At 63.6% G+C, this 12,743-nt stretch carries 11 protein-coding genes; 8 read left to right on the forward strand and 3 right to left on the reverse strand.

Features of this window, described 5'->3' with window-relative positions:
• Positions 1–72: 72 nt before the first annotated feature.
• The 3 genes from dapC to map are packed head-to-tail and all read right to left on the reverse strand — an operon-like array spanning position 73 to position 4,826.
• Positions 73–1,269 carry a succinyldiaminopimelate transaminase gene (gene dapC, locus M2S36_RS15865; protein WP_207829461.1) on the reverse strand — a complete coding sequence of 399 codons (1,197 nt, stop codon included), beginning with the start codon at positions 1,267–1,269 and terminating at the stop codon, positions 73–75.
• A 30-nt stretch (positions 1,270–1,299) separates the two neighbouring features.
• Positions 1,300–4,002: a [protein-PII] uridylyltransferase gene (locus tag M2S36_RS15870; RefSeq protein ID WP_333957446.1), complete on the reverse strand. Its 2,703-nt coding sequence runs from the start codon at positions 4,000–4,002 to the stop codon at positions 1,300–1,302.
• Between the two features lie 41 nt (positions 4,003–4,043).
• Positions 4,044–4,826, reverse strand: coding sequence for a type I methionyl aminopeptidase (map, locus tag M2S36_RS15875; RefSeq protein ID WP_004375406.1), 783 nt, complete (start codon positions 4,824–4,826; stop codon positions 4,044–4,046).
• Between the two features lie 413 nt (positions 4,827–5,239).
• Here map and rpsB point away from each other — a divergent pair, with 413 nt between their 5' ends.
• From rpsB to rseP, 8 genes are all read left to right on the forward strand, one after another.
• Positions 5,240–5,977 (forward strand): 30S ribosomal protein S2, encoded by a 738-nt coding sequence (gene rpsB, locus M2S36_RS15880; protein WP_003252287.1) that lies wholly within the window; start codon positions 5,240–5,242, stop codon positions 5,975–5,977.
• Positions 5,978–6,163: 186 nt separating this feature from the next.
• Positions 6,164–7,027 carry a translation elongation factor Ts gene (gene tsf, locus M2S36_RS15885; protein ID WP_207829456.1) on the forward strand — a complete coding sequence of 288 codons (864 nt, stop codon included), beginning with the start codon at positions 6,164–6,166 and terminating at the stop codon, positions 7,025–7,027.
• A 180-nt stretch (positions 7,028–7,207) separates the two neighbouring features.
• A complete protein-coding gene (gene pyrH, locus M2S36_RS15890; RefSeq protein WP_003252294.1) occupies positions 7,208–7,951 on the forward strand; it encodes a UMP kinase in 744 nt (247 codons plus the stop codon).
• Positions 7,948–8,505 (forward strand): ribosome recycling factor, encoded by a 558-nt coding sequence (gene frr / locus M2S36_RS15895; RefSeq protein WP_025337974.1) that lies wholly within the window; start codon positions 7,948–7,950, stop codon positions 8,503–8,505. The genes pyrH and frr overlap by 4 nt, the downstream gene beginning before the upstream one ends.
• Before the next feature lie 15 nt (positions 8,506–8,520).
• The gene (gene uppS / locus M2S36_RS15900; protein ID WP_207829454.1) at positions 8,521–9,276 is read left to right on the forward strand and encodes a polyprenyl diphosphate synthase; all 756 of its coding nucleotides are present in this window, start codon (positions 8,521–8,523) and stop codon (positions 9,274–9,276) included.
• Positions 9,276–10,091: a phosphatidate cytidylyltransferase gene (locus tag M2S36_RS15905; protein WP_144171515.1), complete on the forward strand. Its 816-nt coding sequence runs from the start codon at positions 9,276–9,278 to the stop codon at positions 10,089–10,091. The genes uppS and M2S36_RS15905 overlap by 1 nt, the downstream gene beginning before the upstream one ends.
• Positions 10,088–11,278, forward strand: coding sequence for a 1-deoxy-D-xylulose-5-phosphate reductoisomerase (gene ispC / locus M2S36_RS15910; RefSeq protein ID WP_333957447.1), 1,191 nt, complete (start codon positions 10,088–10,090; stop codon positions 11,276–11,278). The genes M2S36_RS15905 and ispC overlap by 4 nt, the downstream gene beginning before the upstream one ends.
• A 71-nt stretch (positions 11,279–11,349) precedes the next feature.
• Positions 11,350–12,702: an RIP metalloprotease RseP gene (gene rseP, locus M2S36_RS15915; protein ID WP_333957448.1), complete on the forward strand. Its 1,353-nt coding sequence runs from the start codon at positions 11,350–11,352 to the stop codon at positions 12,700–12,702.
• Positions 12,703–12,743 lie beyond the last annotated feature (41 nt).

Genomic DNA, 12,743 nt, shown 5'->3' on the forward strand with positions numbered 1-12,743 from the left:
GCCGGTGTTCGCGGGTAAACCCGCTCCCACTGGCACTGCACAACACTCAAGAATTGTACGGCCCCTGTCGAATCAGCGGTTCTGCAGGAATGCGCGAATCCGCTCCGCCGCCTCGATGCACTCGGCCAACGGTGCAACCAGCGCCATGCGCACGCGGCCGGCGCCCGGGTTCACGCCATCCACTTCACGCGACAGGTACGACCCCGGCACCACCGTCACATGCTGGGCCTCGAACAGGTCGCGGGTAAACTCGGCATCGCCGCCGGGTACCTTGGCCCACAGGTAGAAGCTGCCATCCGGACGCTGCACGTCCAGCACCGGCTGCAGGATATCCAGCACGGCATCGTACTTGGCGCGGTACTGGTCGCGGTTCTCGCGTACATGCGCCTCGTCCTGCCAGGCGGCGATGCTGGCCAGCTGGGTTTGTACCGGCATGGCGCAGCCGTGGTAGGTACGGTACAGCAGGAACGGCTTGATGATCTCGGCATCACCGGCGACGAAGCCCGAGCGCAGGCCCGGCAGGTTGGAGCGCTTGGACAGGCTATGGAAAACCACGCAGCGCTTGAAGTCGCTGCGGCCCAGTTCCGCACAGGCCGTCAGCAGGCCCGGTGGCGGGGCGTCCTCGTCGAAGTACAGCTCGCTGTAGCACTCGTCGGCGGCAATCACGAAGTCGTGCTCGTCGGCCAGGGCGATCAGCTTCTTCAGGGTGGCCATCGGCACCAGTGCGCCGGTGGGGTTGCCCGGCGAGCACAGGAACAGGATCTGGCAGCGCTTCCACACTTCAGCCGGCACGGCGTCGAAGTCGGGGTTGAAACCGTTGCTTTCCAGGCACGGCAGGTAGTGCGGGGTGGCACCGGCCAGCAGGGCTGCGCCTTCGTAGATCTGGTAGAACGGATTGGGGCTGACCACCAGGCCGTCATCGGCGCGGTTGACCACGGCCTGGGTGAAGGCGAACAGCGCTTCACGGGTGCCGTTGACCGGCAGGATGTGGCGGTCGGCGTCCAGCCAGCCGGCCGGTACGCCAAAGCGCCGCTCGCACCACTGGCCAATGGCCTGGCGCAGGGCCGGCAGGCCGATGGTGCTTGGGTACACCGCCAGCTTGTCGAGGTTGTCGGCCATGGCCTGGGCGACGAACGCCGGCGATTCGTGCTTCGGCTCACCGATCGACAGGGCGATGGCGCGTTTGTCCGCCGCAGGCTTCACGCTGCCCAGCAGGGCGCGAAGCTTCTCGAACGGATAGGGCTGAAGCTGGGTCAAGGCATGGTTCATCGGCGCAAGGTCTCGTCAATCGTCTAGTCGTTAAAAGGTCACGCGGGTAGGGCTGGCATCGCTGGCCTGGCCGGCCTGCAGCTGCTGGACGATGGCCTCCTGCAGGCGGCTGCACAGCTGTGGGTCGGACAGCGGCTGGTTGTCGGCATCGGTGATGAAGAACACGTCTTCCACCCGCTCGCCGAGGGTGGCGATCTTGGCGTTCTGCAGCGACAGGTCGAACTCCAGGAAGATCCGCCCCAGCCGGGCCAGCAGGCCTGGGCGGTCGGGTGCGGTGATTTCGAGGATGGTCACCGGTCGCTGGGCATCGTTGAGGATGGTCACCTGCGGCGGGAAGTCGAAGTGCTTGAGCTGGCGCGGCACCCGACGCTGGATGATGGTCGGGTAGTCCTCGGGGTTGCGCAGCGCTTCGGTCAGGCCGTCGCGAATCTGCTTGACCCGCTGCGGGTTGTCGCCGATCGAGCCGCCGTCGTTGTCCAGCACGATGTAGGTGTCGAGGGTGAACTGGCTGCTCGAGGTGATGATCCGCGCGTCATGAATGTTCAGGTTCAGCTGCGACATGGCCGCCACCGTCACGGCGAAGAAGTCGTGCTGGTCGGGGGCGTAGATGAAGATCTGCGTGCCGCCCTCGAACTCGCGCTGAGTGGTTTCCTTGATCAGCACCAGCGGCCCGCCATCGGCCGGCTGCTGGAGTATCGCGTCACTGTGCCAGGCCACGTCGGCAGCGGTGTGCTTGAGGAAGTAGTCATCGCCCAGCTGTGACCACAGCTGCTCGACGTCGTCCGGGTCGGTGCCTTCGCGCACCAGGATGTCCAGCGCCGCCGATTGGGTCTGGCGAATCTGTTCTTCGCGGTCCAGCGGGTTTTCCAGGCCACGGCGCAGGGCGCGCTTGGTCTCGGTGTACAGCTGGCGCAGCAGGCTGGCCCGCCACGAGTTCCACAGGCTGGGGTTGGTGGCGTTGATATCGGCCACGGTCAGCACGTACAGGTAGTCCAGGCGCGTCTCGTCACCCACGTGCAGGGCAAAGTCGTTGATCACCTGCGGGTCGGACAGGTCCTTGCGCTGGGCGGTGGTCGACATCACCAGGTGGTTGTGCACCAGCCAGACGATCAGCCGGCTGTCCCAGGCGGGCAACTGGTGGCGTTCGCAGAACTTCTTCGCATCCACCGCACCCAGCTCGGAATGGTCGCCCTGGCGGCCCTTGCCGATGTCGTGATACAGGCCGGCCAGGTAGATCAGCTCGGGCTTGGGCAGGCGGCCCATGAGCTTGCTGGCCAGCGGGAATTTCTCGGACACCGGCGTGTATTGCAGCTTGCGCAGGTGCTTGATGAGGTTGAGGGTGTGTGCATCGACCGTATAGATGTGGAACAGGTCGTGCTGCATCTGCCCGACGATCAGGCCGAACTCCGGCAGGTAGCGGCCAAGGATGCCGTAGCGGTTCATCCGCCGCAGGTTGCGGTGAATGCCGATTTCGCACTTGAACAGCTCGATGAACAGGCTGGTGTTGCGGATATCGGTGCGGAAGGTGTCGTCGATCAGGTGGCGGTGCTCGCGCAGCAGCCGCACGGTATCGGCACGTACACCCTTGATCTCGGGGTGCTGGGCCATCAGCACGAAGATTTCCAGCATGGCGAACGGCGTGCGCTTGAACACGTTCGGCCTGGTCGCTTCTATATAGCCGTCATGCAGGCGGAAGCGCGCATTCAGCGGCTGGGTGGTGCCGCTGTCGTCATCGGCGAGGATGACCTCCTCGAAGTGCTGGATGATCAGGTCGCACAGCTGACTGATGCTCATCACCACCCGGTAGTACTGCTGCATGAACTGCTCGATCGCCCGCTTGGGGTTGTCGTCGCTGTAGCCCAGCAGTGCGGCGATGCTGCGCTGGTGGTCGAACAGCAGACGGTCCTCGGCGCGCCCTGCAAGCATGTGCAAGGCGTAGCGCACCTTCCACAGGAAGTCCTGGGACGAGGCCAGCAGCTCGTTCTCGCTTTCCAGCAGGAAACCTTCGCCGGCCAGCGCATGCAGGTTGAGGGTGCCGTACTGGCGGCGGGCCACCCACAGCACTGTCTGGATGTCGCGCAGGCCACCGGGCGAACCTTTCACATTGGGTTCGAGGTTGTACTCGGTGTCGTTGTACTTGTGGTGGCGGGCCTTGAGTTCGGCTCGCTTGGCCAGGAAGAAGTCCTTGCTCGGCCACATCTGCGCAGTGCTGGTCACCTCCAGCATGTGCTGGCGCAGGGTCTCGGGGCCGGCAATGGTGCGGCTTTCCATCAGGTTGGTGATGACCGTCAGGTCAGCGCGGGCCTGTTCGGCGCACTCGTCGACGGTGCGCACGCTCTGGCCCACTTCCAGGCCGATGTCCCACAGCAGGGTGAGAAACCGCTCGATGGCGTCGCGGTACTGCTCATGCTCGGCAGCGCCCAGCAAAATCAGCAGGTCGATGTCCGAATGCGGGTGCAGTTCACCACGCCCGTAGCCACCCACCGCGACCAGGGCGATGCCGCTGTGGTCGCCCCAGTCGAACTGGTTCCAGGCCTGTTGCAGGATATTGTCGACGAGCCAGGCGCGGGCTTCGATCAGCGGGCGGATTTCGCTGCCACTACGGAAACGTTTGTCGAGCACCTCGCCGGCCTGGCGGATGGCTTTCTTGAAGGCGGCGATGGGGCTCGCCTTGAGGGCCAGTTCCGCCTGGAACTGGCCGCGGTCGAACAGCTCGGGGTCCACCTGGGGCATCGCGTCACGTTCCTGTCGTGGGTTGGCCTGTGGGAGTGCGCTCAGGCCGAGGTGCGCGGGATGGTGTCGTCCTTGCGCAGGGTGAAGATCTCATAACCTGTCGCGGTCACCACCAGGGTGTGTTCCCACTGGGCCGAGAGCTTGCGGTCCTTGGTGATGGCGGTCCAGCCGTCGCCCAGCACCTTGGTGTCGGCCTTGCCCTGGTTGATCATCGGCTCGATGGTGAAGGTCATGCCTTCCTTGAGCTCCATGCCGGTGCCGGCGCGGCCGTAGTGCAGGATCTGCGGCTCTTCGTGGAATACCTTGCCGATGCCGTGGCCGCAGAACTCGCGCACCACCGAGAAGCCGTTCTTCTCAGCGTGCTTCTGGATCACTTCGCCGATGTCGCCCAGGCGGCAGCCCGGCTTGACCAGTTCGATGGCCTTGTACATGCATTCCTGGGTGACCTTGGACAGGCGCTCGGCCCATACCGGCACGGTGCCGACGTGGAACATGCGGCTGGTGTCGCCGTGGTAGCCGTCCTTGATCACGGTGACGTCGATGTTCAGCGTGTCACCGTCCTTGAGTGGCTTGTCGTTGGGGATGCCGTGGCAGACCACATGGTTGATCGAGGTGCAGATCGACTTCGGGTAGCCCTTGTAGTTGAGCGGTGCCGGGATGGCCTGCTGGACATTGACGATGTAGTCGTGGCACAGGCGGTCCAGCTCTTCGGTGGTGACACCGGGCTTGACGTGTTCTTCGATCATTTCCAGCACTTCGGCGGCCAGGCGGCCAGCGATGCGCATCTTCTCGATGTCTTCTGCGGTCTTGATGGTGACGGTCATTACAGGCTCTCTACGGTGCCGTGAACGGCGCGAACAAACGGGAAAGGCCGGATTCTAGCAGAGCAGGGCACCGATCGGTCGGGATCCAGGTAGAGAATTGGGGCTGCTGCGCAGCCCATCGCCGGCAAACCAGCTCCCACAGGAATCGCGTTACCCTTGAGGAAGCTGTCATCCATAGGGAGCATTCTGGCCTGTTTGGCGGGGTGCTGCAAAAGCCGCTGACGGACGCAACAGTATCCGGGTTCCGTTCGGCCGCGGTCTGTGGTATAAAATGCGCCGCTTTCGGGGACGACCCCGTCAGCACTTAACCCACACACGTGTCGACACGATGACCTGGGTGCCCCGAGTTGCAGAATTCGCGGGTTGGTCATTGGGATACGTGGAGGCCCAACCCGACTTATCAAGGAACTATCATGTCCCAAGTCAACATGCGCGATATGCTGAAGGCCGGTGTGCACTTCGGCCACCAGACCCGTTACTGGAACCCGAAAATGGGCAAGTACATTTTCGGCGCGCGTAACAAGATCCACATCGTCAACCTGGAAAAAACCCTGCCGATGTTCAACGACGCTCTGTCGTTCGTAGAGCGCCTGGCCCAGGGCAAGAACAAGATCCTGTTCGTCGGCACCAAGCGTTCCGCCGGCAAGATCGTCGCCGAGCAAGCTGCTCGTTGCGGTTCGCCGTACGTTGACCACCGTTGGTTGGGCGGCATGCTGACCAACTACAAGACCATCCGCGCTTCGATCAAGCGTCTGCGCGACCTGGAAACCCAGGCCGAAGACGGCACTTTCGCCAAGCTGACCAAGAAAGAAGCCCTGATGCGCTCCCGCGATCTGGAAAAACTGGATCGCAGCCTGGGCGGTATCAAGGACATGGGCGGTCTGCCAGACGCTCTGTTCGTGATCGACGTTGATCACGAGCGCATCGCGATCACCGAAGCCAACAAGCTGGGCATCCCGGTTATCGGCGTTGTCGATACCAACAGCAGCCCGGAAGGTGTTGACTACATCATCCCAGGTAACGATGACGCCATCCGCGCTATCGAGCTGTACATGACTTCGATGGCTGACGCTGTCATCCGCGGCCGCAACAACGTTGCCGGCGGCACCGAAGTTTACGCTGAAGAAGCGGCTGCACCTGCTGCCGAGTAATTAGACGCTAGCGTCGACTTGGCACGCAAAAAGGGGGCTCTGCCCCCTTTTTGCCACCTTGAAATCCTGCTGTCAGCATCGGCCCCGCATCATGGGCTCGCTGAGACAAACACAGCGGATTTGCAGAATTGAACGCCCGTGACCAACGGGTGGAATGGTTGAAAAACTTTCCAAGAGGATTTTGAAATGGCAGCAATTACTGCAGCGCTGGTAAAAGAACTGCGCGAGCGTACCGGCGAAGGCATGATGGATTGCAAGAAGGCCCTGGAAAAGGCCGGCGGCGACATCGAAAAAGCCATTGACGACATGCGTGCCTCGGGCGCCATCAAGGCCGCCAAAAAGGCTGGCAACGTCGCTGCTGAAGGCGCTATCGCCGTCAAGACCGACGGTAAATCCGCCGTCCTGCTGGAAGTGAACTCGCAGACCGACTTCCTGGCCCTGCAAGACGACTTCAAGAACTTCGTTGCCGACAGCATCGAAGAAGCCTTCGCCCAGAAGCTGACCGATGCCGCTCCGCTGATCGCCTCGCGTGAAGCTGCTCGTGAAGCCCTGGTTGCCAAGTGCGGCGAGAACGTCAACATCCGTCGCCTGGTGCGCGTTGAAGGTGACGTTGTCGGTGCCTACCTGCACGGCAACAAGATCGGCGCTGCCGTTGTCCTGAAAGGCGGCGACGTCGACCTGGCCAAGAACATCGCCATGCACGTTGCAGCTTCGAACCCTGAGTTCCTGCTGCCGTCGGAAGTTTCGGCCGAAGCGATCGAGCGCGAGAAGGGCGTCTTCCTGCAGCTGAACGCTGACAAGATCGCCGGCAAGCCGGAAAACATCGTCGAGAACATGATCAAAGGTCGTATCTCGAAGTTCCTGGCCGAAGCCTCGCTGGTCGAGCAAGCCTTCGTCATGAACCCGGAAGTCAAGGTTGGCGAGCTGGCCAAGAAAGCCGGCGCTGAAATCGTTTCCTTCACCTACTTCAAGGTCGGCGAAGGCATCGAGAAGCCAGTCGACAACTTCGCTGAAGAAGTTGCCGCTCAGGTCGCTGCTGCCAAGCAGTAAGACAGCCCCGTCTGTCGCCCCAAAGAGGCTGCCCGCTCACGCGCGCAGCCTCTTTGTCAAAACGGCGAAGGGTTTATAAGGCCCGTCGCCGCTGGCACCGAAGCGGTGCCACGCTACAGTTAGCAGGCTGCAAACAGCCCGCACGAATTTTCTAAAAGTACGCCGCAGGAGAGACTCGCAATGGCTCAGCAGGTGAGTGGTCGCCAACCTCGCTATAAACGCATTTTGCTCAAACTTAGCGGCGAGGCCCTGATGGGCTCGGAAGACTTCGGGATCGACCCGAAAGTGCTGGATCGCATGGCCCTCGAAGTTGGCCAGCTGGTAGGGATCGGAGTCCAGGTCGGCCTGGTGATCGGTGGTGGCAACCTGTTCCGCGGCGCCGCGCTCAGTGCAGCCGGCATGGACCGCGTCACCGGTGACCACATGGGCATGCTGGCCACCGTGATGAACGGCCTGGCCATGCGCGATGCGCTGGAGCGCTCGAACATCCCGGCCCTGGTCATGTCGGCCATTTCCATGGTCGGTGTCACCGATCATTACGATCGTCGCAAAGCTATTCGCCACCTCAACTCCGGGGATGTGGTAATTTTCTCCGCCGGTACCGGCAACCCGTTCTTCACCACCGACTCCGCGGCCTGCCTGCGCGCCATCGAAATCGATGCCGACGTGGTGCTGAAGGCGACCAAGGTCGATGGTGTGTACACTGCCGATCCATTCAAGGACCCGCATGCCGAGAAGTTCGATCACCTGACCTACGACGAGGTCCTGGATCGCAAGCTGGGTGTGATGGACCTGACCGCAATCTGCCTGTGCCGTGACCACAAGATGCCATTGCGGGTATTCAACATGAACAAGCCTGGCGCCCTGCTGAACATCGTGGTGGGTGGCGCTGAAGGTACTCTGATCGAGGAAGGCCAAGCATGATCAACGACATCAAGAAAGACGCGCAGGAGCGCATGACCAAGTCCCTCGAGGCCCTGGCTCGCAACCTGGCGGCAATCCGCACCGGTCGCGCCCACCCAAGCATCCTGGACAGCGTCAAGGTCCCGGCCTGGGGTAGCGAGATGCCGCTGAACCAGGTGGCCGCGATCACCGTCGAAGATGCCCGTACCCTGAAGATCGTCGCCCACGACAAGAACCTCAGCGCCGCCATCGAGAAGGCCATCCTCACCTCCGACCTGGGCCTGAACCCGTCCAGCGCCGGTACCACCATCCGTGTGCCGATGCCGGCCCTGACCGAGGAAACCCGCAAGGGCTACACCAAGCAGGCCAGTGGCGTTGCCGAGGATGCCAAGGTGGCCGTGCGCAACGTGCGCCGTGACGCCCTGGCCGACCTGAAGAAGCTGACCAAGGACAAGGAAATCAGCGAAGACGAAGAGCGTCGTGCCGCTGACGAGATCCAGAAACTGACCGACAAGTACGTTGCCGAGGTCGATGCTGCCTTCAAAGCCAAGGAAAAGGACCTGATGGCCGTCTAAGGCCGGGGTTTTTTAATGGAAAAGACCAAGCCAGCGGTGCCGTCCTCGGTGCCGCGTCATGTCGCGATCATCATGGATGGCAACAACCGCTGGGCGAAAAAGCGCCTGCTGCCCGGCGTCGCCGGGCACAAGGCGGGTGTCGACGCCGTTCGCGCGGTCATCGAAGTCTGTGCCGAGTCCGGGGTCGAGGTGCTGACCCTGTTCGCCTTCTCCAGCGAGAACTGGCAGCGCCCCGCCGAAGAGGTGGGTGCGCTGATGGAGTTGTTCTTTTCGGCCCTGCGCCGCGAGGCCAAGCGCCTCAACGAGAACAACATCAGCCTGCGAATCATTGGTGACCGTTCGCGTTTCCATCCCGAGCTGCAGGCCGCCATGCGCGAGGCCGAGGCGCTGACCGCCGGCAACAACCGCTTCATCCTGCAGATCGCGGCCAACTACGGTGGCCAGTGGGACATCGCCCAGGCCGCCCAGCGGCTGGCGCGGGAAGTGCAAGCCGGGCACCTGCGCCCGGAAGACATCACCCCGGGCCTGCTGCAGACCTGCCTGGCAACCGGCGAACTGCCGCTGCCGGACCTGTGCATCCGCACCGGCGGCGAGCACCGCATCAGCAACTTCCTGCTGTGGCAGCTGGCCTACGCCGAGTTGTACTTCTCCGACCTGTACTGGCCGGACTTCAAACACGAGGCCATGCGCAACGCCCTGGCCGATTTCGCTTCGCGCCAGCGCCGCTTCGGTAAGACCAGCGAGCAGGTCGAGGCTGGAGCTCGTGCTTAATGCTTAAACAACGCATCATTACCGCGCTGATCCTGCTGCCGGTCGCGCTGGGTGGCTTCTTCCTGCTCAATGGTGGGGATTTCGCCCTGTTCATCGGCTTCGTGGTGACCCTCGGCGCCTGGGAGTGGGCGCGCCTGGCCGGGCTGATGGCCCAGCCGCTGCGCATCGCCTATGCCGTGGTCGTCGCCGGAGCGCTGATGCTGCTGTACATCCTTCCGGAGCTGGCACCCTGGGTGCTGGGTGCCGCAGTGATCTGGTGGGGGTTGGCCACCTGGCTGGTGCTTACCTACCCGCGCAGCAGTGAGCTGTGGGCCAGTGCTGCCTGCCGCTTGCTGATCGGCCTGCTGGTATTGCTGCCGGCCTGGCAGGGGCTGGTGCTGCTCAAGCACTGGCCGTTGGGTAACTGGCTGATCCTGTCGGTCATGGTGCTGGTGTGGGCTGCCGATATTGGCGCTTACTTCTCTGGCCGTGCCTTCGGCAAGCGCAAGCTGGCGCCACAGGTCAGCCCGGGCAAGAGCTGGGAGGGCGTGTATGGCGGCCTGGCGGTCAGCCTGGCGATTACCTTGGTGGTCGGCATCAGCCGCGACTGGGGCTTCGGCCAGATCCTGCTGGGCCTGCTGGGTGCCGCGCTGGTGGTCATGTCTTCGGTGGTCGGTGACCTGACCGAAAGCATGTTCAAGCGCCGTTCCGGCATCAAGGACAGCAGCAACCTGTTACCCGGGCACGGTGGGGTGCTCGACCGCATCGACAGCCTGACCGCGGCGATCCCGATTTTCGCCGTGCTGCTGTGGGCTGCCGAATGGGGTGTGATGTGAGTCGTCCGCAGCGTATTACCGTGCTGGGGGCCACCGGCTCCATCGGCCTGAGCACGCTGGACGTCATCGCACGCCACCCCGACCGCTACCAGGTGTTCGCCCTGAGTGGCTATTCGCGTATCGACGAATTGCTGGCCCTGTGCGTTCGCCATCGCCCGGCGTTCGCCGTGGTGCCGAGCGCCGAGGCGGCCGCGCGACTGCGCGAAAGCCTGGCTGCGGCGGGCTGCGCCACCGAGGTACTGGAAGGCGAGGCCGGGCTGTGCCAGGTGGCTTCTGCGTCGGAAGTGGATGCGGTGATGGCGGCCATTGTCGGCGCCGCCGGCCTGCGTCCCACCCTGGCGGCGGTCGAGGCAGGCAAGAAGGTGTTGCTGGCCAACAAGGAAGCGCTGGTGATGTCCGGCGCGCTGTTCATGGAGGCGGTGCGGCGCAGTGGTGCCGTGCTGCTGCCGATCGACAGCGAGCACAACGCGATCTTCCAGTGCATGCCCGGCGACTACGCGCGCGGTCTGAGTGCCGTCGGCGTGCGCCGGATCCTGCTCACCGCCTCCGGCGGCCCGTTCCGCGAGACTCCCGTCGAGGCGCTGCTGGACGTCACCCCGGAACAAGCCTGCGCGCACCCCAACTGGTCCATGGGGCGCAAGATTTCCGTGGATTCGGCCAGCATGATGAACAAGGGCCTGGAGCTGATCGAGGCTTGCTGGCTGTTCGATGCCGCACCGGCCAGGGTCGAGGTGGTGGTGCACCCGCAAAGCGTGATCCACTCCCTGGTGGACTACGTGGACGGTTCGGTGCTGGCGCAGCTGGGTAACCCGGACATGCGCACGCCCATCGCCAACGCCCTGGCCTGGCCCGAGCGGATCGACTCCGGGGTGGCCCCGCTGGACCTGTTCGCCATCGCCCGTCTGGATTTCCAGGCGCCCGACGAACAGCGCTTCCCTTGCCTGCGCCTGGCGCGGCAGGCTGCCGAAGCCGGCAACAGCGCACCAGCCGTGCTCAATGCGGCCAACGAGGTTGCGGTCGAGGCATTTCTCCAGCGGCGTATCCGCTTCCCGGAGATCGCGGGTATGATCGAACAGGTGCTCGATCAGGAGCCCGTCGTACCGCTGCCGTCGCTGGGCGCGGTGTTCGCCGCCGACCAGCGTGCCCGGGAGCTTTCCCGTGAGTGGCTGAGGCGTCACGGTCGCTGATGCAGGCCCGCCACGGTTCACGAGGGGGCTGGGCATGATGCCAGCCCGCTGAACATCATTCGGAGATGGATATGACAGCGCTCTACATGATTATCGGCACCCTCGTAGCCCTGGGTGTGCTGGTCACTTTCCATGAGTTCGGCCACTTCTGGGTGGCGCGCCGCTGCGGTGTCAAGGTGCTGCGCTTCTCGGTGGGCTTCGGTACGCCGCTGCTGCGCTGGCATGACCGCCATGGCACCGAATTCGTGATCGCGGCGATCCCGCTGGGTGGTTACGTCAAGATGCTCGACGAGCGCGAGGGCGACGTGCCGTCGGCGCTGGTCGGCCAGTCGTTCAACCGCAAGTCCGTGCGCCAGCGTATCGCGATCGTCGCGGCGGGCCCGGTTGCCAACTTCCTGCTGGCCATCCTGTTCTTCTGGGTGCTGGCGATGCTGGGTACCCAGCAGGTCCGCCCGGTGATCGGTGCAGTCGAGACTGGCAGCCTGGCAGCATCTGCAGGCCTGACCGCAGGTCAGGAAATCGTCTCCATCGACGGCAAGCCGACCAATGGTTGGTCCGCGGTCAATCTGCAGCTGGTCCGCCGTCTGGGCGAGAGCGGCACCTTGCAGGTTGGCGTGCGTGAAGAAGGTGCCAGTGCCGAGCGCCAACTGCAGGTGAAGCTGGATAACTGGCTCAAGGGTGCCGACGAACCGGACCCGATCCAGTCGCTTGGGCTGCAGCCCTGGCGCCCGGCGATCGTGCCGGTGTTGGCCGAGATCGATCCGAAGGGCCCGGCTGCCGCTGCAGGCCTGAAAACCGGTGACAGGCTGCTGGCCCTCGATGGCGTGGCCGTGAACGAATGGCAGCAGGTGGTCGATGCCGTGCGGGCCCGCCCGCAAGCCAAGGTGGTGGTGCGTGTCGAGCGCGATGGTGCTGCGCTGGAGGTACCGGTCACCCTGGCGCGCAAGGGCGAGGGCAAGGCTGCCGGCGGCTATCTGGGTGCCGGGGTAAAAGGTGGCGAATGGCCTGCCAACATGCTCCGCGAAGTCAGCTACGGCCCGCTGGATGCGGTGGGTGAGGGGCTGTCACGCACCTGGAGCATGAGCGTCCTGACCCTTGAATCGCTGAAGAAAATGCTGTTCGGGGAGCTCTCGGTAAAAAACTTGAGTGGACCGATAACCATTGCTAAAGTGGCGGGCGCTTCAGCCCAGTCCGGCGTGGGGGATTTCCTGAATTTCCTGGCCTACCTGAGCATAAGCCTGGGGGTTCTTAACCTGCTGCCCATCCCGGTTCTGGATGGGGGGCATTTGCTGTTTTACCTGGTCGAGTGGGCGCGCGGTCGTCCGCTGTCGGATCGGGTGCAAGGTTGGGGGGTCCAGATCGGTATCAGTTTGGTCATAGGGGTGATGTTGCTCGCCCTGATCAACGATCTGGGTCGACTATAAAGCTTCGCTCAATTGCGAAACCTGCCGTCTTGTCGCGGCGG

Source organism: Pseudomonas sp. SF2, from assembly GCF_036858055.1.
In the GTDB taxonomy this organism is placed as follows: Bacteria; Pseudomonadota; Gammaproteobacteria; order Pseudomonadales; family Pseudomonadaceae; genus Aquipseudomonas.

What these genes read in the sequence shown, in the direction of transcription:
- pyrH (WP_003252294.1), top strand. Translation starts at nt 7,208, where the DNA reads ATGGCTCAGCAGGTGAGTGGTCGCCAACCTCGCTATAAACGCATTTTG.
- rseP (WP_333957448.1), top strand. Translation starts at nt 11,350, where the DNA reads ATGACAGCGCTCTACATGATTATCGGCACCCTCGTAGCCCTGGGTGTG.
- frr (WP_025337974.1), top strand. Translation starts at nt 7,948, where the DNA reads ATGATCAACGACATCAAGAAAGACGCGCAGGAGCGCATGACCAAGTCC.
- tsf (WP_207829456.1), top strand. Translation starts at nt 6,164, where the DNA reads ATGGCAGCAATTACTGCAGCGCTGGTAAAAGAACTGCGCGAGCGTACC.
- rpsB (WP_003252287.1), top strand. Translation starts at nt 5,240, where the DNA reads ATGTCCCAAGTCAACATGCGCGATATGCTGAAGGCCGGTGTGCACTTC.
- M2S36_RS15870 (WP_333957446.1), bottom strand. Translation starts at nt 4,002, where the DNA reads ATGCCCCAGGTGGACCCCGAGCTGTTCGACCGCGGCCAGTTCCAGGCG.
- M2S36_RS15905 (WP_144171515.1), top strand. Translation starts at nt 9,276, where the DNA reads ATGCTTAAACAACGCATCATTACCGCGCTGATCCTGCTGCCGGTCGCG.
- map (WP_004375406.1), bottom strand. Translation starts at nt 4,826, where the DNA reads ATGACCGTCACCATCAAGACCGCAGAAGACATCGAGAAGATGCGCATC.
- uppS (WP_207829454.1), top strand. Translation starts at nt 8,521, where the DNA reads ATGGAAAAGACCAAGCCAGCGGTGCCGTCCTCGGTGCCGCGTCATGTC.
- dapC (WP_207829461.1), bottom strand. Translation starts at nt 1,269, where the DNA reads ATGAACCATGCCTTGACCCAGCTTCAGCCCTATCCGTTCGAGAAGCTT.